At 66.4% G+C, this 22,538-nt stretch carries 24 protein-coding genes and 4 tRNA genes; 15 read left to right on the top strand and 13 right to left on the bottom strand.

Features of this window, described 5'->3' with window-relative positions; all coding sequences use genetic code 11:
* The first annotated feature begins 14 nt into the window (after positions 1 to 14).
* Both acpS and nagZ read left to right on the top strand, forming a co-directional pair.
* Positions 15 to 455, top strand: a complete 441-nt coding sequence (gene acpS, locus ACVK00_RS17840) for a holo-ACP synthase (protein ID WP_166726085.1) — start codon at positions 15 to 17, stop codon at positions 453 to 455.
* Positions 456 to 471: 16 nt separating this feature from the next.
* Positions 472 to 1,500, top strand: a complete 1,029-nt coding sequence (gene nagZ / locus ACVK00_RS17835) for a beta-N-acetylhexosaminidase (RefSeq protein ID WP_228907166.1) — start codon at positions 472 to 474, stop codon at positions 1,498 to 1,500.
* A gap of 156 nt (positions 1,501 to 1,656) precedes the next feature.
* On the opposite strand, the gene ACVK00_RS17830 is transcribed toward nagZ, so the two are convergent.
* The 3 genes from ACVK00_RS17830 to earP form a co-directional block, all read right to left on the bottom strand.
* Positions 1,657 to 3,042: a sigma-54-dependent transcriptional regulator gene (locus ACVK00_RS17830; protein WP_166726087.1), complete on the bottom strand. Its 1,386-nt coding sequence runs from the start codon at positions 3,040 to 3,042 to the stop codon at positions 1,657 to 1,659.
* Between the two features lie 272 nt (positions 3,043 to 3,314).
* On the bottom strand, positions 3,315 to 3,872 hold the full coding sequence (efp, locus tag ACVK00_RS17825; RefSeq protein ID WP_006751871.1) for an elongation factor P: 558 nt from the start codon (positions 3,870 to 3,872) through the stop codon (positions 3,315 to 3,317).
* Between the two features lie 139 nt (positions 3,873 to 4,011).
* The gene (gene earP, locus ACVK00_RS17820; protein WP_354122942.1) at positions 4,012 to 5,205 is read right to left on the bottom strand and encodes an elongation factor P maturation arginine rhamnosyltransferase EarP; all 1,194 of its coding nucleotides are present in this window, start codon (positions 5,203 to 5,205) and stop codon (positions 4,012 to 4,014) included.
* Positions 5,206 to 5,281: 76 nt separating this feature from the next.
* On the opposite strand from earP, the gene uvrC reads away from it, so the two are divergent.
* The 6 genes from uvrC (at position 5,282) to ACVK00_RS17790 (ending at position 8,662) form a co-directional block, all read left to right on the top strand.
* Entirely contained in the window at positions 5,282 to 7,321 is a 2,040-nt protein-coding gene (gene uvrC, locus ACVK00_RS17815; RefSeq protein ID WP_284900838.1) for an excinuclease ABC subunit UvrC, read from the top strand.
* 108 nt (positions 7,322 to 7,429) lie between these two features.
* The gene (gene pgsA / locus ACVK00_RS17810) at positions 7,430 to 8,017 is read left to right on the top strand and encodes a CDP-diacylglycerol--glycerol-3-phosphate 3-phosphatidyltransferase (RefSeq protein ID WP_006757520.1); all 588 of its coding nucleotides are present in this window, start codon (positions 7,430 to 7,432) and stop codon (positions 8,015 to 8,017) included.
* A gap of 141 nt (positions 8,018 to 8,158) precedes the next feature.
* Positions 8,159 to 8,234 (top strand) — tRNA-Gly (locus tag ACVK00_RS17805).
* Between the two features lie 52 nt (positions 8,235 to 8,286).
* Positions 8,287 to 8,362 (top strand) — tRNA-Gly (locus ACVK00_RS17800).
* Positions 8,363 to 8,412: 50 nt separating this feature from the next.
* Positions 8,413 to 8,488, top strand: a tRNA-Gly gene (locus ACVK00_RS17795).
* Positions 8,489 to 8,588: 100 nt separating this feature from the next.
* Positions 8,589 to 8,662 (top strand) — tRNA-Cys (locus ACVK00_RS17790).
* Here the strand turns inward: ACVK00_RS17790 and ACVK00_RS17785 are convergent.
* A complete protein-coding gene (locus ACVK00_RS17785; protein WP_435521217.1) occupies positions 8,631 to 8,924 on the bottom strand; it encodes a hypothetical protein in 294 nt (97 codons plus the stop codon). The genes ACVK00_RS17790 and ACVK00_RS17785 overlap by 32 nt on opposite strands.
* 234 nt (positions 8,925 to 9,158) lie before the next feature.
* Between ACVK00_RS17785 and ACVK00_RS17780 the strand changes: the two genes are divergently transcribed.
* Positions 9,159 to 10,637 (top strand): sensor domain-containing diguanylate cyclase, encoded by a 1,479-nt coding sequence (locus ACVK00_RS17780; RefSeq protein WP_284895127.1) that lies wholly within the window; start codon positions 9,159 to 9,161, stop codon positions 10,635 to 10,637.
* 358 nt (positions 10,638 to 10,995) lie between these two features.
* Here ACVK00_RS17780 and ACVK00_RS17775 read toward each other — a convergent pair whose 3' ends face one another.
* The 4 genes from ACVK00_RS17775 to ACVK00_RS17760 all read right to left on the bottom strand — a co-directional run bounded on the left by ACVK00_RS17775 (position 10,996) and on the right by ACVK00_RS17760 (position 13,617).
* Complete coding sequence (locus tag ACVK00_RS17775; RefSeq protein ID WP_228907610.1) at positions 10,996 to 11,313, bottom strand: hypothetical protein; 318 nt, start codon at positions 11,311 to 11,313, stop codon at positions 10,996 to 10,998.
* 331 nt (positions 11,314 to 11,644) lie between these two features.
* A complete protein-coding gene (locus ACVK00_RS17770) occupies positions 11,645 to 11,977 on the bottom strand; it encodes a hypothetical protein (RefSeq protein ID WP_284895129.1) in 333 nt (110 codons plus the stop codon).
* Between the two features lie 435 nt (positions 11,978 to 12,412).
* On the bottom strand, positions 12,413 to 12,961 hold the full coding sequence (locus ACVK00_RS17765; RefSeq protein ID WP_006751864.1) for a GNAT family N-acetyltransferase: 549 nt from the start codon (positions 12,959 to 12,961) through the stop codon (positions 12,413 to 12,415).
* Positions 12,958 to 13,617, bottom strand: coding sequence for a helix-turn-helix domain-containing protein (locus tag ACVK00_RS17760; RefSeq protein WP_284895132.1), 660 nt, complete (start codon positions 13,615 to 13,617; stop codon positions 12,958 to 12,960). The genes ACVK00_RS17765 and ACVK00_RS17760 overlap by 4 nt, the downstream gene beginning before the upstream one ends.
* Before the next feature lie 160 nt (positions 13,618 to 13,777).
* On the opposite strand from ACVK00_RS17760, the gene ACVK00_RS17755 reads away from it, so the two are divergent.
* The gene (locus ACVK00_RS17755; RefSeq protein ID WP_006751861.1) at positions 13,778 to 14,014 is read left to right on the top strand and encodes a ParD-like family protein; all 237 of its coding nucleotides are present in this window, start codon (positions 13,778 to 13,780) and stop codon (positions 14,012 to 14,014) included.
* The gene (gene map / locus ACVK00_RS17750; protein WP_284895137.1) at positions 14,014 to 14,820 is read left to right on the top strand and encodes a type I methionyl aminopeptidase; all 807 of its coding nucleotides are present in this window, start codon (positions 14,014 to 14,016) and stop codon (positions 14,818 to 14,820) included. Before ACVK00_RS17755 ends, map begins: the two co-directional genes overlap by 1 nt.
* A gap of 137 nt (positions 14,821 to 14,957) precedes the next feature.
* On the opposite strand, the gene ACVK00_RS17745 is transcribed toward map, so the two are convergent.
* Positions 14,958 to 15,461, bottom strand: a complete 504-nt coding sequence (locus tag ACVK00_RS17745) for a GAF domain-containing protein (protein ID WP_284895139.1) — start codon at positions 15,459 to 15,461, stop codon at positions 14,958 to 14,960.
* Positions 15,462 to 15,604: 143 nt separating this feature from the next.
* Entirely contained in the window at positions 15,605 to 16,522 is a 918-nt protein-coding gene (locus ACVK00_RS17740) for a LysR family transcriptional regulator (protein WP_284895141.1), read from the bottom strand.
* 110 nt (positions 16,523 to 16,632) lie between these two features.
* Between ACVK00_RS17740 and ACVK00_RS17735 the strand changes: the two genes are divergently transcribed.
* Positions 16,633 to 17,499: a pirin family protein gene (locus tag ACVK00_RS17735; RefSeq protein ID WP_284895143.1), complete on the top strand. Its 867-nt coding sequence runs from the start codon at positions 16,633 to 16,635 to the stop codon at positions 17,497 to 17,499.
* Between the two features lie 126 nt (positions 17,500 to 17,625).
* Positions 17,626 to 18,117 (top strand): GNAT family N-acetyltransferase, encoded by a 492-nt coding sequence (locus tag ACVK00_RS17730; RefSeq protein WP_284895145.1) that lies wholly within the window; start codon positions 17,626 to 17,628, stop codon positions 18,115 to 18,117.
* Positions 18,118 to 18,136: 19 nt separating this feature from the next.
* Here the strand turns inward: ACVK00_RS17730 and ACVK00_RS17725 are convergent, their stop codons facing one another.
* Genes ACVK00_RS17725 through ACVK00_RS17715 form a run of 3 tightly spaced genes read right to left on the bottom strand, consistent with a single transcriptional unit; the run spans position 18,137 to position 20,110 of the window.
* On the bottom strand, positions 18,137 to 19,009 hold the full coding sequence (locus ACVK00_RS17725) for a cytochrome c oxidase assembly protein (protein WP_284895147.1): 873 nt from the start codon (positions 19,007 to 19,009) through the stop codon (positions 18,137 to 18,139).
* Between the two features lie 10 nt (positions 19,010 to 19,019).
* A complete protein-coding gene (locus ACVK00_RS17720; protein ID WP_284895149.1) occupies positions 19,020 to 19,460 on the bottom strand; it encodes a copper chaperone PCu(A)C in 441 nt (146 codons plus the stop codon).
* Positions 19,457 to 20,110 (bottom strand): SCO family protein, encoded by a 654-nt coding sequence (locus ACVK00_RS17715; protein WP_284895151.1) that lies wholly within the window; start codon positions 20,108 to 20,110, stop codon positions 19,457 to 19,459. Before ACVK00_RS17715 ends, ACVK00_RS17720 begins: the two co-directional genes overlap by 4 nt.
* 283 nt (positions 20,111 to 20,393) lie before the next feature.
* Here ACVK00_RS17715 and otsB point away from each other — a divergent pair, with 283 nt between their 5' ends.
* The gene (otsB, locus tag ACVK00_RS17710) at positions 20,394 to 21,146 is read left to right on the top strand and encodes a trehalose-phosphatase (RefSeq protein ID WP_228907179.1); all 753 of its coding nucleotides are present in this window, start codon (positions 20,394 to 20,396) and stop codon (positions 21,144 to 21,146) included.
* Positions 21,143 to 22,522 carry an alpha,alpha-trehalose-phosphate synthase (UDP-forming) gene (gene otsA, locus ACVK00_RS17705; protein ID WP_006751851.1) on the top strand — a complete coding sequence of 460 codons (1,380 nt, stop codon included), beginning with the start codon at positions 21,143 to 21,145 and terminating at the stop codon, positions 22,520 to 22,522. The genes otsB and otsA overlap by 4 nt, the downstream gene beginning before the upstream one ends.
* Positions 22,523 to 22,538 lie beyond the last annotated feature (16 nt).

Here is a 22,538-nt window from a genome sequence, read left to right as displayed (position 1 = left end):
CGGCGGGCGCTGACATGGCGATCTACGGTATCGGCACCGACATCGTCCAGGTGAGCCGCATCGCGGCCGTGCTCGAGCGCACGGGCGGCCGGTTTGCCGAGAAAGTGCTGGGCCCCGACGAGCTGCGCGTGTTCCACGCGCGCCGCGCGCGCTCCGAGGCGCGCGGCATCGCGTTCCTCGCGACGCGCTTTTCCGCGAAGGAAGCGTTCTCGAAGGCGATCGGCCTCGGCATGCACTGGCCGATGACCTGGCGCGCGCTGCAGACCCTCAACCAGCGCAGCGGCGAACCGTACGTCGTCGCGTCGGGCGAGCTGGCCGACTGGCTCGCCGCGCGCGGCATCACGGCCCGCGTGACGGTCAGCGACGAACGCGACTACGCGGTGTCGTTCGTGGTCGCCGAGACCGACGCCGCCCCGCCGCCCGCACCCGCACCTGTTTCCCGAACCACTCCCTGACGGACTTCCCGATTCGATGAAAACGACTCCCGGCCCGGTCATGCTCGACGTCGTCGGCACGGCCCTGTCGCGCGACGATGCGCGGCGCCTTGCCCATCCGAACACCGGCGGCGTGATCCTGTTCGCGCGGCATTTCCAGAACCGCGCGCAGCTGACCGCGCTGACCGATTCGATCCGCGCGGTGCGCGAGGACATCCTGATCGCCGTCGATCATGAGGGCGGCCGCGTGCAGCGGTTCCGCACCGACGGCTTCACGGTGCTGCCCGCGATGCGCCGCCTCGGCGAATTGTGGGACCGCGACGTGCTGCTCGCGACGAAGGTCGCCACCGCGGTCGGCTACATCCTGGCCGCCGAGCTGCGCGCGTGCGGGATCGACATGAGCTTCACGCCGGTGCTCGACCTCGACTACGGGCACTCGAAGGTAATCGGCGATCGCGCGTTCCATCGCGACCCGCGCGTCGTCACGCTGCTCGCGAAGAGCCTGAACCACGGGCTGTCGCTCGCGGGCATGGCGAACTGCGGCAAGCATTTCCCGGGGCACGGCTTCGCGGAAGCCGATTCGCACGTCGCGCTGCCGACCGACGACCGGCCGCTCGACGCGATCCTCAAGCAGGACGTCGCGCCGTACGACTGGCTCGGGCTGTCGCTGTCCGCCGTGATTCCCGCGCACGTGATCTACACGCAGGTCGACAAGCGGCCGGCCGGCTTCTCGCGCGTGTGGCTGCAGGACATCCTGCGCGGGCAATTGGGCTTCACCGGCGCGATCTTCAGCGACGACCTGTCGATGGAGGCGGCACGCGAAGGCGGCACGCTCACGCAGGCGGCCGACGCGGCGCTCGCCGCCGGCTGCGACATGGTGCTCGTCTGCAACCAGCCGGAGGCGGCCGAGGTCGTGCTGAACGGGCTGAAGGCGCAGGCGTCGGCCGAGTCGGTGCGACGCCTCAAGCGGATGCGGGCGCGCGGCAAGTCGCTCAAGTGGGACAAGCTGATCGCGCAGCCCGAGTATCTGCAGGCGCAGGCGCTGTTGAGCAGCGCACTGGCGTAAGCGGGGAAGGGCGGCGCGATGCCGCTCTCCCGTTGCCGAAAGCGAAAAGCCGCGCATTGGCGCGGCTTTTTTCATTGGGGCGTGAAGCGCAGGGCGATACGTTTTAACGCAACTAACCGTCAGCTCCCGCCAGCGCCTCCAACAACGGCGGCCCGGTCAGTTGACCTTCATCCGCTGGAGCTTGTTGTACAGCGTCTTGGGACTGATGCCGAGCAGCGTGGCGGCGCGATGGCGCGTGCCGCCGACCGCGTCGAGCGTCGCGCGGATCAGCAGATCCTCGACGTCGGACAGCGGGGTGCCGACCTTGATCTGCACGCTGCTGCCGTTCAGTGCGGCGCCGGCCGCGAAGCTCGCTTCGCCCGCGCGCAGCGTCTCGATGAAGTCGCCGGACGCGTCATAGGCGAAGCGCACGCGCTCCTGCAGCTCGCGCACGTTGCCGGGCCATTCGTAGGACAGGCATTCGCGCACGAAGCCCTGCGCCGCGCGCTTGTCGGTCGTGCTGCGGCCGGTGGCGCCCGCGTCGCGGTTCAGTTCGTCGATCAGGGAGTCCGCGATGGCGAGCGCATCGCCGTCGCGCTCGCGCAGCGGCGGCATCGTGATCGAGGCCGCATCGAGACGCAGCCACAGATCCTCGCGCAGCATGCCGTTCGCGACCGCCTCGCGGGCCGGGCGGCGCGTGGTCGCGATCAGCCGGAAGTCGCTCGCGATCGAACTCGTGCCGCCGATCCGCATGAAGTTCTGCGAGTCGAGCGCATGCAGCAGCGCCTCCTGCAACACGAGCGGCAGTGCGGTGATCTCGTCGAGGCACAGCGTGCCGCCGCCGGCCTGTTCGAACAGGCCCGATTCGCGCCGCTCGGCGCCGTCGAACGCGCCGCGCTCATGACCGAACAGGATGCTGTCGAGCGACGCGCCGTGACGGCCGGCTTGCGCGATCGTGCGGCAGTCGAACGACACGAACGGCCCCTTGCGGCGCCGGCTCAGGTCGTGCAGCGTGCGCGCGGCCAGCTTCTTGCCGGTGCCGGCTTCGCCTGCGAACAGCACGGCCGTTTCGGTGCCCGCGTTGTGCTCGATCATGTCGTACACGTGCTGCATCGCCTCGCTGCGGCCGACCAGTGCGCCGAAGCGGCCGAGGTGGCGCAGCGACGCGCGCAGCGTCCGCACTTCGTCGATCAGTTCGTAGGGCCGCGGAATCCGGGCCAGCAGGCTGCGCAGGCGCGGAATGTTGATCGGCTTCAGCAGGTAGTCCCAGATGCCGTGACGCAGGCCTTCGATCGCGCTCTCCACCGTCGCGTTGCCCGTCAGCACGATCACCGGCAGCGACCCGTTCGGCTGCTGCTGCGGCAGGTGCTGGAGCAGGTCGAACCCGCTGCCGTCCGGCAGGTTCAGATCGACGAGGACGACATCGGGAATCGAGCGGCCGAGCGCCGTGCGTGCCTCGGCGAGCGACGTGGCCGTGTCGACCGAGAAGCCGTCTGCGGCAAGCAGCGCGGTCAGGCCGGACAGACTGTTGGGATCGTCTTCGACAATCAGGGCGTGTGGCATGGTGGACGCGAGTCGAGTCAAGAGAGGCGGGCTGTCGGCCGTCGAGCCAGCCGCAGCCGCATGTCAGATTAAAGACTGATTTTATGCCCCGCTGCACGCCTGACGTGCATTATTTCTCTGTCGCTATAAAACAGTTACCGATGATACAAATTGAATACCTTTAGTGCTGGATTTTGTGTGACCTATGGTGCCAACGCCCTCAGTGCTGTTGACGGCAGGCAAACAAAAAGCGCCCCGAAGGGCGCTTTGTTCGATACGGAAATCGCAGGCGATTACGCGCGGCTGCGGTATTCGTTCGTACGCGTATCGATTTCGATCTTGTCGCCGGTGCTGCAGAAGAGCGGCACTTGCAGTTCGAAGCCCGTTGCGAGCTTGGCGTTCTTCAGCACCTTGCCCGACGACGTGTCGCCCTTGACGGCCGGTTCCGTGTAGGTGATCTCGCGAACCAGGATCGTCGGCAGTTCGACCGAGATCGCCTTCTCGTTGTAGAACACGACTTCGCAAGCCATGCCGTCTTCGAGGTAGTTCAGCGCTTCGCCCATCATTTCCGCTTCGACTTCGTACTGGTTGTAGTCGGCGTCCATGAACACGTACATCGGGTCGGCGAAGTACGAGTACGTCACTTCCTTGCGGTCGAGCATGACGACGTCGAACTTGTCGTCGGCCTTGTAGACCGATTCCTGACCTGCGTTCGTCAGCAGGTTCTTCATCTTCATCTTGACGACGGCGGCGTTACGGCCCGACTTGTTGTATTCCGTCTTTGCGATGACCCATGCGTCGCTGCCGATCTGCACGACGTTGCCTACGCGGAGTTCCTGTGCGGTCTTCATAAAAAACTGTCCTGATCCAATCAAATAAATAGATGCCTGAGCGTTGCGCAACGGCTGACGGCGCAAGCGGGGGTGAGTTCCGATGGGCGCCAAGTGCCTCGAACGCGAGCGCTTGCGTAGTCAGCCGTCGGATAACCGCTTATTTTAACTGAGATTTTGCGAATTCCGCCAGCTTTCCGGCGAGATCGCCGACGCTCGCCAGTGCATCGGCCCAGCGGGCCGCGTTGGCGTCGAGTGCGGCACGATGCTGGAGCAAATCGCCCCAATCGGGCGTGCCGACGCCATTCCAAGCATGCCAGAAGCGCTCGAGCGCCGTGCGCGGCGCGTCGGCGAGGCCGGCCGACAGGTGCGCGAGCGCGGCGTCGAGCTTCGGCAGGTGCGCATCGTCGGCCTGCGGGTAGATGTGCCACACGAACGGCTTGCGCGCCCATTGCGCGCGGACGAACGAATCTTCGCCGCGCACGAAATTGACGTCGGCCACCCACAGCAGCAGGTCATAGTCGGCCTGCGGGACGAACGCGAGCCCGTATGCGGTCAGGTTGCCGCTCGTCGCCCGTGCGCCGGCACCGAACGATTCGACCCCGAAAAAGCGGGCGACGGCCGGAGACACGCGGCCGGCCGGCACGAGCGCGACGACGGGCGATGGGCTGTCGCGCCACTGCGCGAGCAGTGCGTCGACGGCCGGATTTTCATACGCGAACAGGCTGACGACCGTCGTGCCGGGCGCCGGCGGCGCGTCGCCGATCGCATGCCGCCACCACGCGGCACGCGCCGCCGCGTCGGCTTCGAAGGCCGTGCGGCGCGCGTCGAGATCGCGTTCTTTCAGCACGCCGCCCGTGCCGCCCGACAGCCCCGGGAAGAAGAACGTCTTCAGCAACGGGTAGCGCGGATGCGGCGACGGCCGCAAATGGAAATCGGCGACCCAGTCCTCGGCGCTCAGGTATTCGAGATTGATCCACACGGGGCGGCGCGTGCGGCGCGCCATCGCCGCGAGATACGCGCCGGGCAGCTCGCACGCGAACGCCTCGATCACGACATCGGCGATCTCGAGCGCGTCGCCGACTTCCGCATGCCAGTGTTCGACCACGATGCCGTCGAGCGTCTGCCGGGCCGCCTCGGGATCGACGCCCGCCCGCAGCCGCGCGAACGTGTGGAGGTCGTCGATGAAGAGGCGCACCTGCCAGCCGTGTTCGTGCGCGAGCTGGCGCGCGAGGCGCCAGCACACGCCGATGTCGCCGAAGTTGTCGATCACGGTGCAGAAGAGGTCGCATGCGATCGGTTCGTCGGGCGCGAGCGGTGAAGCGGAAGCGGGGGCGGGGGCGGTGCGGGGCATCGAAGCGGGCCGGTGAATGCTCTAAACTGGCGATTCTAATGGACCCGTTCCGCGCCACAAGGCCCCCGGATCACGCATGACATCCCCAGAAGCCGCCGACATCCCGTTCGAACCGAAGAAGATCCTCGCCCAGTTGCCGCACATGCCGGGCGTCTACCGCTACTACGACACGGCGGGCGCCGTGCTTTACGTCGGCAAGGCGCGCGACCTGAAGAAGCGCGTGTCGAGCTATTTCACGAAGACGCAGCTGTCGCCGCGCATCGCGATGATGGTCACGCGCATCGCGCGCATCGAGACGACCGTCACGCGCTCGGAGGCCGAGGCGCTGCTGCTCGAGAACAACCTGATCAAGGCGCTCGCGCCCCGCTACAACATCCTGTTTCGCGACGACAAGTCGTACCCGTACCTGAAGCTCACCGCGCACCGCTTTCCGCGCATGGCCTACTACCGCGGCTCGGTCGACAAGCAGAACCAGTATTTCGGACCGTTTCCGAGCGCGTGGGCCGTGCGCGAGAGCATCCAGATCCTGCAGCGCGTCTTCCAGTTGCGCACCTGCGAGGATTCGGTTTTCAACAACCGCACGCGGCCGTGCCTGCTGCATCAGATCGGGCGCTGCACGGCGCCGTGCGTCGGCGCGATTTCCGCGGACGACTACGCGATCGACGTGTCGAACGCCGCGCGCTTCCTGCTCGGCCGGCAGTCGGAAGTGATGAAGGAGCTCGAGCAGAAGATGCACGCGTTCGCGGCCGAGCTGAAGTTCGAGCAGGCGGCGGCCGTGCGCAACCAGATGAGTTCGCTCGCGACGGTGCTGCACCAGCAAGCGATCGAGGTCGGCAGCGACAGCGACGTCGACATCCTGGCGGTGGTCGCGCAGGGCGGACGCGTGTGCGTGAACCTGGCGATGGTGCGCGGCGGCCGGCATCTTGGTGACAAGGCCTATTTCCCGGCGCATGTCGAAAGTGCGCTCACGCTTGCGGAAGGCGGGCTCGGCGACGAAGCCGACGGGGCGGACGGTGCCGACGAAGCCGCCGCGGCGTTGCCCGGCGAGCCCGCGGACGAAACTGGCGCCGCACGTGGCGGGGCTGTGCCGGCGGCATCGGTCGAGGCCGAGGTGCTCGATGCGTTCATCGCGCAGCACTATCTCGGCAATCGCGTGCCGCCCGTGCTGGTCGTGAGCCATGCGCCCGCGAGCCGCGACCTGCTCGAGCTGCTGTCCGAGCAGGCCGGCCACAAGGTATCGCTGGTGCGGCAGCCGCAGGGGCAGCGGCGCGCATGGCTGTCGATGGCTGAACAGAATGCCCGGCTCGCGCTTGCGCGGCTGCTGTCCGAGCAGGGCTCGCAGCAGGCGCGCACGCGCGCGCTCGCGGAGACACTCAGCTTCGAATGCGACGATCTCGCGATGCTGCGGATCGAGTGTTTCGATATCAGTCACACGATGGGCGAGGCGACGCAGGCGTCATGCGTGGTCTACCACCATCACAAGATGCAATCGGGCGAGTACCGTCGCTACAACATCACCGGCATCACGCCGGGCGACGATTACGCGGCCATGCGGCAGGTGCTGACGCGCCGCTACGAGAAGATGGTCGAGCAGGCCGCGCAGGCGGCGGCCGCCGATGACGCCGCCGGCATCGACGGCGAATCGACGCGCCAGGCCGAGGCCTCGAGTTTGCTGCCGAACATCGTGCTGATCGACGGCGGCAAGGGACAGGTCGAGATCGCGCGACAGGTGTTCACCGAGCTCGGGCTCGACACGTCGATGCTGGTCGGCGTCGCGAAGGGCGAGGGGCGCAAGGTCGGCCTCGAGACGCTCGTGTTCGCGGACGGCCGCACGCCGCTTGAACTCGGCAAGGAGAGCGCCGCGCTGATGCTGGTTGCGCAGATCCGCGACGAGGCGCACCGCTTTGCGATCACCGGGATGCGCGCGAAGCGGGCGAAGGCCCGCCAGACGTCGCGGCTCGAGGAGCTCGAAGGGATCGGCGCGAAACGCCGTCAGCGGCTGCTCGCGCGGTTTGGCGGGCTGCGCGGCGTGGTCGCCGCGAGCGTCGAGGAACTGGCGAGCGTCGAGGGCATCTCGCACGCGCTCGCCGAGCAGATCTACAAGCAGCTTCACTGATCCGGGCCGTGCGACCGGCCGCGCCTGCCCGCGCTCTCGCGTTCTTGCGTCCTTGTGGCAGGCCGGTCGACACGGCACAATTGCGAATCCCTTACTGACCCGCATGCCATGCCGTTCAATTTCCCGATTTTCCTGACGTGGGTCCGGATCGTGCTGATTCCGCTCGTCGTCGGCGTGTTCTATCTGCCGGACACGGTGATGGGCGGCGCGCACCGCAACCTCGCGGCAGCGGCGATCTTCATCCTCGCCGCGCTGACCGACTGGTTCGACGGGTTTCTCGCCCGCAAGTGGAACCAGACGTCGTCGTTCGGCGCCTTCCTCGATCCGGTAGCGGACAAGCTGATGGTGACGGCCGCGCTGCTGATCCTCGTGCAGATTTCGCGGGTCGATGCGGCGATCGCGCTGGTGATCGTCGGTCGCGAGATCGCGATCTCGGCGCTGCGCGAATGGATGGCACAGATCGGCGCGTCGAAGAGCGTCGCGGTGAACCAGCTCGGCAAGTTCAAGACCGCGTGCCAGATGGTCGCGATCCCGATGCTGCTGTACTACGGCCCGCTGCCGCTCGGCATCGCGACGATCGACACGCGCGTGTGGGGCGAGTGGCTGATGTATCTCGCGGCGGTGCTGACGATCTGGTCGATGCTGTACTACATGAAGCTCGCATGGCCGCAGATTCGCGAGCGCGGCGGCGCGTGACAGAATCCGCCCATTCGATCGCGACGGTTTTTGGAAAAAGGGCTGGAAAAGCCCTTGACACACGAATGTGCCTTCGCCATAATCTCGCTTCTCCGCTGCACGACGAAGTAAGTGTGTGACGGAAGCAGTAAGCAGCAATACGCGGGAGTAGCTCAGTTGGTAGAGCGCAACCTTGCCAAGGTTGAGGTCGCGAGTTCGAGACTCGTCTCCCGCTCCAGATTTTTCTGGCAGCGTGTTGTACGGCAAAGCGCTGCAGATGCAGGACATATGCGGGAGTAGCTCAGTTGGTAGAGCGCAACCTTGCCAAGGTTGAGGTCGCGAGTTCGAGACTCGTCTCCCGCTCCAGATTTTCTGGCAGCGTGTTGTACGGCAAAGCGCTGCAGGTGCAGGACAATGCGGGAGTAGCTCAGTTGGTAGAGCGCAACCTTGCCAAGGTTGAGGTCGCGAGTTCGAGACTCGTCTCCCGCTCCAGGTAATGGGGAAGCCTCGCTTCCCTTTTTATTTGATGGACTGATGGTCCTCGAATAAAAATCTGTCGCTTGCCTTCACGGCATCCGGACAGTCCGCTTTTGGCGCGATAGCAAAGCGGTTATGCAGCGGCCTGCAAAGCCGTTTAGGCCGGTTCGACTCCGGCTCGCGCCTCCAAGTAAGAAAAGAAAAAGCCCTGAGAAATCAGGGCTTTTTCTTTTTCCGGCGCCGTTTTCATCGTTGTAGGAAAGTCGCCTGGAGTAGTGGAGCGCTGCTTGATCACACGGCTAAATGTCCGCGTCTTCTGGAATAGCGTCCATTGCCAGTTGTGCCGGACGACGATTGTGCCGGTCCGAGTCTCGCAGGCCTCCGGGGCAGGGATAATCTCACGTGCTTCCGGAACCTGTTGCTGGGTGATCGTGGTTGGCAAGTCGATCATCCAGCCTACGCCCGGTTTGTCCGGCAGAATGGTCGGTCGCAGCGGACGGAGCGATCCGTCAAATTGCGTCGATCGAGGACACGGCCGGATTGTCATCGGTCGGACACAAAGTTGCTTTTTGCTGTTCGAGTTCTGGTCGGGTGCGCGCCGAGTGTTCAAATGCACCCGTCCGATTTAGTATGCGGAAACCACGCCCCGCACGACGGGCGCGGCTCATTTTGCGCCGAGGAGACCATGCATCGTCGTACGGCGGCCCCCTACGTCATCGTGGCGGTTGGCATTGTGATCGCCTGCGCACTGATGGGCCTGTGCGTGCTGCAGCTATTTCAGAGCCGGAACGACGCACTGGAGCGCGCAAGCGAAACCTCGCGTAATCTCGGCCTGATGGCTGAGCGCGACATCGAGCGCAACTTCGAACTCTACGACCTGTCTTTGCAGGCGGTGATCCAGGGTCTGCAACGGCCTGATGTGATGTCGGCGGCGCCGGCGTTGCGGCGCGGCGTGCTGTTCGATCATGCTATGAGTGCCCCCTTCATCGGTTCGCAACTGGTACTCGACGCGAACGGCGATATCGTTCTGGATTCGGCCAACGACGTGCCCCGAAAGGGCAATTTCGCCGATCGCAAATACTTCACTGTGCATCGCGATAACCCCGACGTAGGACTTTATGTGAGCGATCCGTTCGTGTCGCGCTTGCGTCGTGGCATGCTCACTATTGCGCTGTCTCGGCGCGTCTCGAACCCGGACGGATCGTTCGGCGGCGTCGCGCTGATTGCGATCAATCTCGAGTACTTCCACCACCTGTTTGCGGGCCTGTCGCTGGGGCAGCACGGTTCGATGTCGCTGATCGGCAAGGACGGCATCATGGTGATGCGTCAACCGTACAACGTCAGCATCGTCGGTCGCGATATCAGCAAGGCTGCGACCTTTCGACGATTTCAGCGTGCGCCGGAGGGCGTATTCTCGGAAACGGCTTCAATCGACGGCGTACGTCGCCTCTACTATTTCAAGCACCTGCCGAAGTTGCCGCTGATCATCATGGTCGCAGAAGGCGAGCAGGACGTTTATGCCGCGTGGCGGCACCGCGCAGTGACGATCGGCGCACTGGTGGTAACGTTCGGCGCCGCGTTCATCGCGCTGTCTTTCATGCTCAGTGGGCAACTGCGCCGTCGGATGCGGGCCGAGTCCGAGCTGGTGCTGCTGGCACGGACCGACGGGCTCACCGGCCTGAACAATCGCCGCAGTTTCGGGGAGGTTCTGGATCGGGAGTGGCGTCGCGCCAGGCGGACGCATTCCGTCTTCTCGCTGCTGTTCGTCGACGTCGATCGCTTCAAGGCTTACAACGATACCTACGGGCATCAGGCGGGGGACGACGCGCTGGCGGCGGTCGCCCGCTGCATCGGCGAAAACATCCGTCGGCCGGTCGATACCGCGGCTCGCTATGGCGGGGAGGAATTCGTCGTGCTGCTTCCCGATACGCCGCCGGCCGGCGCTGCGCAGATCGCCGAGCGGATTCGCGCGGCAATCGACGAACTGGCACTCGAACATGCTGGCAGCGAGTATGGGCGTGTCACGGCCAGTATTGGCCTCGCCAGCTGGACGCCGGAGCAGGACGGTGATGCCGGCGCGGTGATCAAGGCGGCCGATGAGGCGCTGTACTATGCGAAGACCATCGGCCGGAACAGGGTTGCCGCCTTGCAGCCCTTGGACTGACGGGGATTGTCGGTTTGCCGCTCCGAAAACGCGAAAGCCCGCTGAAGGCGGGCTTTTTTGCGTGCTGCAGATCTGCTACAGCACAGGAGCGGGAGCCTTGCTGGATAAGCCTCGCGCTTATCACGCCTTCAACCGACCAAAAACCGACGCTCGCCACCCGTGGATCGGCTAGTTGGCAATCGAGGCGAGTTGACCAAGCATGGCCCTTGTGTCTACCTGGACACATCATGCCGAATTTCTCTACTTCCAGACCGGACTATTTCTCGGGCCAGGGGCAGTGGCAGCGCAGGGTTTTGTATCGGCGCGTCATCCGATAAGGCCACAGGTGCTGCCCCATCATCGGAGTGACGTTGGCAGGTTATCGTCGGGGGCCTTTCATGCCTTCCGACTCCATGGCCGCATTCCACTCCTCATTCGCCTCGATGGGGTCCATCGCTTCGTCAATCGATGCCGTTGCACGTTCGGCGGCGGCTCGAGTTTCGTCTGCCTCGGAGGCGACATCACCGTCCCCGTCACCCGGGGGATGCAGCATGTCGTTGAGCATCGCGCTCAACTCCGGCGTGTCCCAGGGCAGTCCGCGCCGAGTTCGGTCGGTTATGTAGTGCTTCACTTCCGCGTCCTGCTCCACCGTAAGCGGCAGGCCTCGGAAAGTGCTTTGAGGGCCAGCGTCACTCATCACATTCTCCTGCTGCGATTGAATTTTCAGTGTACTCGCCATTGCGGACACGCGAACCGCGATCGCCACGCTTTTGCGTCGGATCAAACGGGTGGTCTCGACAGGCAACAGGCGGGCAAGGACCGCCGTCTGGAACAGCGGAAGCCCCTCCATTGGATTGCATCCAGAGCCTGACAGGCGAGCTATACCGTGCGAAGCATCAAGGTCGCGATCGGGTTGTTGCCGCGTAGTCGATCGTCGCGTCAGGGCTGTCCGGCTCGCGCCTCCCAACAAGAAAGGAAAAGCCCCGCTTCGGCGGGGCTTTTCCTTTTTCAGCACTTCATTCACGCATCTATTCCGCCGGATACGTCAACGTTACCAGCTCGCACTTCGACGTACTTTTGCCGTCGTAGTCGTAAATCACCAGCAGATGCTGGCCCTTGCTGTTCAAGATCGGCAGCGTGATCGCCCGGCGATTCGGGTTGGTGCCGCCGGCCGGCGCGTCGGAACTCTGCTTGCGGATTTCGGACTCGAGGTCAGACGGCGTGTTGATGCCGTTCTCCGGACCGCGGTTGCGCACCCGGCTATAGAAGTGAAAACCGTTGTCGGTCCAGCCGCGCGGCAGCATGTTGCGCCACTGGTTGTTGGTGACTTCCTTCCACAGCAGATCGGTGTTGCCACTCAACGCAAACGGCGTCGGACACGCGCCGGCCGCGAACGCTTGTCCGCAGAAAAGCGGGAGGGCGGCAAGCGAGCACGCAACGCATCGGACCGCGCGGCGCGCGAGGCCGGCGTCGTGTCGCGATCCGGGATGGTACGGCAGGGCATGGGGCGTTTTCATACGGCATCCTCCGAGTGATGGATCGGTATGCGACCGCGCTGCGGCCGCTGGGGAATACCGTATCGCTGCCGTTCTCGCGCAAGAATGCGGCGAACGTCACACTCGTCGTCACGGGGCGAAGGTGCGGGGCCGGGGCCCGGGACGCGTATGGAAAGCCTGGAGGCATAGGGACAACGCGGGCTTGATCGCGTTGTCGCTGCGAGGGCGGTGGTCGTCGTCGCGCGGGCCGTCTGCATAGCCCGCGTCAGCGGGAGACCGCCGAACGCTCAACGATGCCGATCAGCCATCCACCGGCTGCGCGGGGGTGTCGAGCCTCAACTGATAGAACGCCGCATCGAGCCAGCGGCCGAACTTGAAGCCCGCTTCGGTGATCGTGCCCGAGTGCACGAAACCGAGGCGCGTATGCAGCGCGACACTGCCGCCGTTGGTTGCGTCGACGCAACCGACCAGCACGTGCACGTCGGCTTCGCGTGCACGCCGGATCAATTCGCGCAGCAGCAGCTCCCCGAGCCCGCGGCCGCGATGGTCGCGGTGCACGTAGACGCTGTGTTCGACCGTGTACTTGAACGCCGGAAACGCGCGGAACGTGCCCCAGCTCGCGAAGCCGACCAGCGTGCCCGATTCATCGACCGCGCCGACGACCGGAAAACCGCTGGCGCGCTTCGTCGCGAACCACGTGACCATCGCTTCGGGCGGGCGCGGCCGGTAGTCGTACAGCGCGGTCGAGTTCACGATCGCATCGTTCAGGATCTCGAGGATGGCCGCGGCATGCTCGGCCTCGCTGCAATCGATCAGGCGCACGTCGTCACGCTGTTTCGGGGAATTCATACGGGCTCCTGCGCCTGGCGGCTTTGAACGGATGACACACTCCGCGCGCCGGCGGCGGCGGGAACATCGCAGATCGCGACGACATAGCGCGCGGCCTGCGACGACGGGTTGCTGAAAATCAGCGGCTGATCGAGGCGCATGGCCAGACAGTCGCCGGCGTGAAGTTCGTGAAGCTGGTCGCCCAACGTGACGTCAACGCGCCCATGGACGACCCACACCTGTTGATGCGGTGCGCTTTCGCGCCCGCCGGAGTCGTACGCGACGCGCGCGCCGGGCGGGAAATCGACCTCGACGAGCTGGATCGGCGACGGCCAGCCGGGCGGCGACAGATTGCGCCGCAGGTAACCGGACGCCGGATCGCGCCATTCCGCCTGCTGCGCGCGCCGCACCAGCGGGTGTGCGGGCGCGTCGTCGCGATCGCCGCCGAACAGTCCGGCCAGCGACACGCCGAGACCCGCCGCGAGCTTGTCGAGCACGACGGCCGTCGGGCTCGCCGACGCACGCTCGATGAGCGAGATCATCGAGCGGCTGACACCGGAACGCGCGGCGAGTGCATCGAGCGTGTAGCCTCGTAGCGTGCGCAAGTCGCGCACGCGCCGGGCGATGCGTTCGTTGATGCCGGTGTCGTCGACGGGCGGGCGGGTGGATTCCTTCATGATGGATTTATTGTCCAGCAAGCTGGAATTCGATGTCAACGGGGTTTCGATGGAATTCCGGCGTTCCCGGCTAGGCGATGCGCCGGCGACCGAACGCTTGCTCGTCGGCCGGTGCGAGCGTAATATACGAAACGACTACATTTCGTTTAATTAGAGACATATGGGAATCATCAAGATATCCGAGCACATGCACGAACGGCTGCGCTCGACCAGTACCGCGCTGAGCCGTTCGATCAATGCGCAGGCGGAACACTGGCTGCGCGTCGGGATGCTGTCGGAACTCAATCCGTCGCTGTCCTACGGCGATATCTGCCGAATGCTGATCGAGATCGAAGCGCGCGGCGGCGATGCGGGTCCGACCGAGTCGGTGGCGCGCGACATCGAGCAGGTGGCGTAATGGCGAAGCGAGAAATCCCGATCCGCGGCGCCGCGGAAATCGACAAGTCGCGCGAGGCCGCGAAGCTCGCGTCCCGGGTTCTGACGATGATCACCGAGCACGTGAAGCCGGGCGTCACCACGGACGAACTGGACGCGCGCTGCCGCGAATACATCGTCGACGAACTCGGCGCGATCCCGGCGAACATCGGCTATCACGGTTATCCGAAAACCCTGTGCACGTCGGTCAACCACGTGGTCTGTCACGGTATTCCGTCGTCGCGGCCGATGCGCGACGGTGACATCGTGAATCTCGACATCGCGGTGATCAAGGACGGCTGGTTCGGCGACACGAGCCGCATGTACTTCGTCGGCGAGCCGGGTGAACTGGCGCGGCGTCTCGTCGCGACGACCTACGAGGCGATGCATGCGGGCATCCGCGCGGTGCGTCCGGGCGCGACGCTCGGCGACGTCGGCTATGCGATCCAGCAGGTCGCGCATCGCGAGGGGTTCAGCGTGGTTCGCGAGTACTGCGGGCACGGGATCGGCGACGTGTACCACGACGAGCCGCAGGTGCTGCACTATGGCCGCCCGGGCACCGGCGTGCCGCTGCGGCCGGGGATGATCTTCACGATCGAGCCGATGCTGAATGCGGGCAAGCGCGACACGCACGTGCTGGCGGACGGCTGGACAGTCGTCACGAAGGACCATTCGCTGTCCGCGCAGTGGGAGCACATGGTCGTGGTGACGGAGCAGGGCTTCGAGATCCTGTCGGACGACGTGAAGCCGCCGGCGTTCGCGGCGCTCTCCGGCACACACGCGGCCTGACGCGGGGCAACCCGCACGTTGGGTGCAATGGAAACGGGCCCCGTCGTGGGGCCCGTGTCATCGGTAGTCGCGCGGGACGGTCGAGAAGGCTACCGCTTCCACCGCGGCGACCGGCTGCGTCACGCTGTGAACGCCGCTTAACCGCGCGCCTTCTGCCACGCGTGTTCGACGAACACGCGGCACAGCGCTTCCATCCCGTTGCGGTCCTCGTCGTCAAAACGTGCGGCAACGGGGCTGTCTACGTCCCACACGCCGATCAGCGTGCCATCGGCGGCCACCAGCGGCACGACGATTTCCGACTCCGACGCGGCATCGCAGGCGATATGGCCCGGAAATTCGTGCACGTCGCGCACGACCTGCGTCTCGCGGGTCTGCGCGGCCGTGCCGCACACGCCCTTGCCGAGCGCGATCCGCACGCACGCGGGCTTGCCCTGGAACGGGCCGACCACGAGTTCCGATCCGTCGAAGAAATAGAAGCCGGCCCAGTTCAGGCGGTCGAGCGAGTGATAGACGAGCGCGGAGAAGTTCGCGGCGTTCGCGGTCAGGTCGCGTTCCGAATCGACGAGCGCGCGTGCCTGCTCGACGAGCGTCGCATAGAGTTCGGCCTTGGAGGCGTGAGGGTCGTTGGACAGCGTGAACATGGCTGAAATGCGATAAGGGTGGTGAACGGCGGGGTTGTGAAAAGCGCGATGCGCGTCCCGCAGTCTACGGCACGCGCGGCCCGTCTGCAGCGTCCGGTTCACGCAGCGCGATGCCGAACGCGCCGCGCAGTACGCGACGCCGCTCAATCCGGTGCGAGTTCGGCGAACCGTTCGGTCAGGAAGTCGAGCAATGCGCGCACCGCGGGCAACAGCCCGCGCCGCGACGCGAACACCGCGTGCACGATCTCGCGCCGCGGCGCCCAGTTCGGCAGCACGGTCACCAGTTCGCCGCGGGCGACTTCGTCGCGCACCATCATCGTTGGCAGCTGCACGACGCCGACACCCGCGATGGCCGCCGCGCGCAGCGCGAGCATGCCGCCCGTCACGAGGCGCGGCTGGTGGTGGATTTCCGCCTGCGCGCCGTCGGGGCCGCGCAGCCGCCATACGTGCGTGGCCTGTGGCACGCCGTGATCGAGGCTCGGCAGGCGGGTCAGGTCGGCGGGGACGGCCGGCGTGCCGAGCTCGCGCAGCAACGCGGGGCTTGCGACGAGGCACTGGCCGCGCTCGGCCAGCACGCGCAGCGCGAGATCGCTGTCCTCGAGCGGCGGCGGGCGCACGCGGATCGCGACGTCGATCCCTTCGCCGACCACGTCGACGCGCCGGTTGGTCGCCTCCAGGTGAATCTCGACGCGCGGGCACGCGGCCATGAACGCGGCGATCATCGTGCCGACCAGCGAATCGAGCAGCACGACCGGGCAGCTCACGCGCACGATGCCGCGCGGCTCCTCGTGCAACAGCGCGATCGCTTCGTCGGCGGCGTCCGCTTCGACGAGCATCGCGCGACAGTGCGCGTAGTAGGTCTGGCCGACGTCGGTCACGGTGAAACGGCGCGTCGAGCGCTGGATCAGCCGCATCCCGAGCCGCGCCTCGAGCAGCGCGATGCGGCGGCTCAGCTTCGATTTCGGCAGGTTGAGCGCGCGCCCGGCCGGCGCGAAGCCGCCGTGCTCGACCACCTGCACGAAGTAATAGAGATCGTTCAGATCCCGTTCTTGATCGTTCATCAAATAGAACACTGAGTGCGATTTTCGCAGTCTACCGGACCGATCGTTCCATCTCTATATTCGTACTCAGGATGCGAAGCACGTGTTTCGCCGCAATTCGGAGAAGGCAAATGAAGAAGATCCAGGGTGTTTACAGTGCGCCGCGTGGCCATTGGGTCGGCGACGGTTTCCCGGTGCGTTCGATGTTTAGCTATCAGTCTCACGCGGCGCACCTGAGCCCGTTTCTGCTGCTCGACTACGCGGGTCCCGCGAACTTCGAGCCGGCTTCGGCGCCGCGCGGGGTGGGTCAGCATCCGCACCGCGGGTTCGAAACCGTGACGATCGTCTATGACGGCGAAGTCGCTCACCGCGACTCGACCGGCGCGGGCGGCGTGATCGGCCCGGGCGACGTGCAGTGGATGACGGCCGGGAGCGGGATCCTCCATGAGGAATTCCACTCGGAGGCCTTCACGAAGCGCGGCGGTCCGCTCGAGATGGTGCAGCTGTGGGTGAACCTGCCCGCCGCCGACAAGATGGGCGCGCCCGGCTACCAGACGCTGCTGAACGCGGACATCCCGGTGGTCGAGCTGCCGGACGGTGCGGGGCGTGCGCGGATCATCGCGGGCGAACTCGACGGACGGCGCGGCCCGGCCCGCACGCACACGCCGATCGACGTGTGGGACGTGCGGCTCGCAGCCGGCGGCCGCGCGCGGTTCCCGATCGCCGAGGGGCGGACGCTCGCGGTGGTCGTGCTCAACGGTACGCTGCTGGTGAACGGCGAGACGGTCGCCCGCGAAGCGCAGTTCGTGCAACTGAGCCGCGACGGCCGCGACGTCGAGATCGAAGCGAACGGCGACGCCAAGCTGTTGATTTTGAGCGGCGAGCCGATCGATGAGCCGGTCGTCGGCTACGGGCCGTTCGTGATGAACTCGCAAGAGGAAATCCGGACCGCGATCGACGATTTCAACAACGGCCACTTCGGCCAAATGCCGGCATGACGGACAGGCCCCGCGCAATTGCGGGGCCTTTTTTCATGCGCGGCAGGGCGCTCGCGTGCCGTGTGCGCTTCGAGGCATAATCGACGGTTGCCGCGCGCCGGCCGGCGCGCCCGAATCAGGACGACCATGAACGCTTCCGCACCTGCCGCATCCCCGCGCGTCGACGATCTCGACTGGCGCTGGAAATCCTTCGACGCGCTCACGGCGCGTGAAGTCTATGCGATCCTCGACGCGCGCAGCGCCGTGTTCGTCGTCGAGCAGAACTGCGTGTATCGCGACATCGACGATGCGGACCAGGCGGCGTGGCATCTGGCCGCGTACGATCCGGCGGGCCGCCTCGCGGGCTACCTGCGCGTGCTGCTGCCGGATGCGCAGAACACCGACGTGCGCATCGGCCGCGTGCTGACGACCGCGCCGTTTCGCGGCGCGGGCCTCGGCAACGCGCTGATCTCGCGCGCGCTCGAGCACATCCGCGCGCAGTGGCCGGATACGCAGGTGAGCCTGCATGCGCAGGCCCACCTGCAGCACTTCTACGGGGCATTCGGCTTCGCGCCGAACTCGGACGTGCACGACGAGGACGGCATCCCGCACGTGTGGATGACCAGCGCGCGCGCCTGAAGCGCGGCGCGCCGTGCCGTCAGTGGGCGGCGCGCGTCACCGACGGGCGCTCCGCGCGCCGGGCGCCAGCGCGTTCGTCGATCAGACGGCCGCGCGCGGACAGCCGTAGCCAGTGCCGCAGCGCGATCAGCGCGCCGATCACGCTCATCATCGAACCCGGAATCCACAGCAGCAAGCCGCCGATCTGCTGGTCACGCAGCGGGCTGAGCCACGTGAAGGCGCGTCCGCAGATCGAGTAGATCGGATACAGCTCGTGCGGCGTGAAGAAGATCAGCGCGCCGAGCGCGATTTGCGGCGGGATCGCCGCGACGACGATCAGGATCCGGCGGCCCGGCGACAGCCGCGCGGGCGGGGCGGGACGCGGATCGACGACAAGCCACCAGAACAGCAGCCCGTCGATCACCATGCTCCAGTTCATCACGCGATACAGGCGCCAGTCGAGCATCGCGACGAAGTGGATCGGCGACAGCAGCCAGAAATAGATCAGCCCGACGAACAGCACGACCGCGACGACCGGATGGAACACCACGTCGAGCGTCACGCGCACGGGCGCCCACGCGAGCGCGGGGCGCACGAAGCGCTGCCGCCAGCGAAACGGAATGCCCGCGCGGATCGCCGCGCCCGGATACGCCAGTGCGATGAAGAACGGCCCGAGGTGATGCAGCACGAGGTGCTGCGCGCGGTGCAGGAAGAATTCGTGCTCGAAGAAGTAGTCGAGCCGCGTATGCAGCGCGATGTAGAGCGCCGTCAGCCCGAACCAGAACGAGAACTGCCGCAGCGGCGACACCTTCGCCTTCTTCACGCCGCGCGCGAACAGCACGGCGGCCGTCAGCACCGCGATGACCACGGTCGGCGACGGTTCCCACGGATCGAGCCAGTACAGGACGTTCATCGCGCGCGCATCACTTCGCCTGGGCCGGCGACTTCACGGCGAACGGCGTGTCGACCGTTTCGCCGTCGGAGAACTTCAGGCGCAGGCGCACGGTGTCGCCGGGCTTGATCGCGTGCTTCGGTTCCTCGAGCATGAAGTGATAGCCGCCCGGCGCGATGTCGACCTTGCCGCGCGCGGGGATCGTCAGCTTGTCGACCATTTCCATCTTCTGCGTCGAGCCGTTCGACACGGTCTGGTGCAGCATCGCCATCCCGTAGTCGGGGCTGTCGACGTCGACGAGATCGACCGGCTTGTCGCCCGTGTTGACGAGCGTCACGTAGCCGCCCGCGGGCAGTTGGTTCGGCAGCCAGCGCACCCACGCGTTCTGCGCGGTGATCGCGCCGGCGGCGTAGGCGTGCGCGCCGGTGCACAGTACGGCGAGGAGGGCGAACGTCTTGAGGGTCGTCTTCATGTCGGAGTTCGGGAGGGGGAGGCAGTGTCGATGATCCGGCGCACATCGGCGGCGATGGCGTCGGGCGAATCGCGGTCGGTCGCGAGCAAACGCGCGCGACCGTTCGCGTCGAAGATGTAGACGGCCGAGCTGTGCGTGACTTCGTAGCCGCCGGACGGATCGCGTTTTTCCATCTGGTACGCGACGCGATAGCGTTTCGCGAGCGATTCGATCTGGCCGTCGGTGCCGGTCAGGCCACGGGCGTGCGCGGCATCGAACGCGGCGACGTACGACTGCATCGCCTGCGGCGTGTCGCGCGCGGGATCGACCGAGACGAACAGGATGCGCACGTCGTTCGCCTGCGGGCCGAGCTTCGCGAGCACTTCCATCAGCCGCGCCATCGTTTCGGGACAGACGTCCGGACAGTGCGTATAGCCGAAATAGACGAGCGCGATGCGGCCGCGGAATGCGTTCGCGTCGATTGGATGGCCGTCGCCGCCGGTCAGCGTGAACGACAGGTCGGGCAGGTGGCCCGTGACGTTGGTCAGGTGCCAGTTCGGCTCGTCGTGCGTGCAGGCGGCGAGCGCGACGGCGGCGGTCAGCGCCGCGGCCGTGCGGACGAAGCGGGTGATGAGGCGGCGCCGGTGCGGCGCGGGACGGGCTGACGACATCCTGGGGCTCGATCGGACGGAACGGTCGTCGGCCGGCGCGGCGCCATGCGTCGCGCGGCCGACGGTTGCCGACTGTAGCGCAATTCCCGCGCCCGCGTCCTTTCGAAACCCGTACGGCACGGGCGAGCGGGGCAATATGTCGCAGTTGGCGCGGACGGTGGCGCGAGGTCCGCCATGCGCCGGTTTCGCCCATCTCGGTACGCAGGCGCGGTAAGATGCGCACAATTCCATTCTCGCAGCGGCGGCCGCGCGTTTGCAGGCCGCTCCTCAGACCATCGAATCGATGCAATCCGTTCCGGCTTCCCTGTCCCTGACCGATACCGCGTTCTTTTTCGACTTCGACGGCACGCTCGTCGAGCTGGCGCCGACGCCCGACAGTATTCACGTGCCGCCGTCGCTGCTGACGCTGCTCGATGAACTGCGGCGCCGCTCGCATGGCGCGCTCGCCGTCGTGTCGGGTCGCGGCATCGACAACCTCGACGCGTTCCTGAACATGCCGGACCTGCCGATCGCCGGCCTGCACGGCGCCGAGCGTCGCGACGCGAACGGCGACACGCAGCGCATCGGCTTCAACGACGACCGCCTGCTGCGCATCGAGCGCGAACTCGCGTCCGTCGTCGAGCGTCATCCGGGCATGCTGCTCGAAATCAAGGGGGCGGCCGTCGCGCTGCACTACCGCAATGCGCCCGAGCGCGAGCCGGCCGCGCGCGAAGCGGCCGAGCGCCTCGTCGCCGAATATGCGGATGCGTATGTGCTGCAGCCGGGCAAGATGGTGTTCGAGATCAAGCCAAAGGGTGTCGACAAGGGGCGCGCGCTGGCCGCGTTCCTCGACGAGCCGCCGTTCGCGGGCCGCGTGCCGCTGTTCGCGGGCGACGACCTGACCGACGAGAAGGGCTTCGCGGTGGTCAACGCGCGGGGCGGTCTGTCGATCAAGGTCGGCGCGGGCGAGACGTCGGCCCGCATGCGGCTCGACTCGGTCGACGCGCTGCACGCGCAGATCGCCCGCTGGCTTGGCGCGGAGCAGCCGGGCGCATGAGCCGACTGATCATCGTTTCAAACCGCGTCGCCCCGATTTCGGAAGGCGAACCGGCGGCGGGCGGCCTCGCGATCGGTGTCTACGATGCGCTGAAGGAGACGGGCGGCATGTGGTTCGGCTGGAGCGGCGAAGTGGTCGCATCCGGTGCGCCGCAGATCCGCATCGAGGAGCGCGGCCCCGTGACGTTCGCGACCGTCGGGCTGTCGCGCCGCGATTACGACCAGTACTACCGCGGTTTCTCGAACGCGACGCTGTGGCCCGCATTCCATTACCGCGCTGACCTGATCCAGTACGACCGCCACGAGTTCGACGGCTACCGCCGCGTGAACGTCTGGCTCGCGCAGCAGCTCGTGCCGCTGCTGCAGGACGACGACGTGATCTGGGTGCACGACTATCACCTGATCCCGTTCGCGCGTGCGCTGCGTGAGGCCGGCGTGAAGAACCGCATCGGCTTTTTCCTGCACATCCCGTTTCCGGCCGCGCAGGTGCTCGTCAACGTGCCGCCGCATCGCGAGCTCGTCGAGTCGCTGTGCGCGTTCGATTTGCTCGGCTTCCAGACCGAGCCCGACCTGCGCGCGTTCTGCGACTACATCGAGTTCGAGGCCGGCGGCGAAGTGGCGCGCGAAGGGCACACGGTGCGCGTGAGCGCGTTCGGCAACACGCTGCGCGCGGCCGCCTATCCGATCGGCGTGTATCCGGACGAGATCGCGTCGCTCGCGCAGGCGGCCGAGAACGGCAAGGCCGTGCGCACGCTCGCGACGTCGCTGCGCGGGCGCCAGTTGATCATGAGCGTCGACCGGCTCGATTATTCGAAGGGGCTCGTCGAGCGGTTCCGCGCGTTCGAGAAACTGCTGGAGCACCAGACGTCGATTCGCAACCGCGTGTCGTTCCTGCAGATCGCGCCGTCGACGCGCGCCGACCTGCGCGCGTACCAGGACATCCGCCTGCAGCTCGAAGCGGAGTCGGGGCGCATCAACGGCCGCTACGCGGAACTCGACTGGGCGCCGATCCTCTACATTCACCGCCAGTACGACCGGCAGGTGCTGGCCGCGCTGTACCGGCTGGCGCGCGTGGGTTTCGTCACGCCGTTGCGTGACGGAATGAACCTCGTCGCGAAGGAGTACGTGTCCGCGCAGAATCCGGACGATCCGGGCGTGCTGGTGCTGTCGCGCTTCGCGGGGGCCGCGCGCGAGCTGACGGGCGCGCTGATCGTCAATCCGATCGACATCGACGGGATGGCCGATGCGCTGTCGCAGGCGCTGACGATGCCGCTCGCCGAGCGGCGCGCGCGTTATGCGGACATGATCGCGCAGCTGCGCGAGAACAACGTGTCGGTGTGGCGCGACAACTTCCTGCGCGACCTGCAGCGCGTGTAGCCGGCGCCGCGCGATG

The sequence above is a fragment of the Burkholderia sp. PvR073 genome (assembly GCF_054055695.1).
The sequence above is the reverse complement of the archived record's forward strand: the minus strand, read 5'-3'. Positions and strand labels throughout refer to the sequence as shown.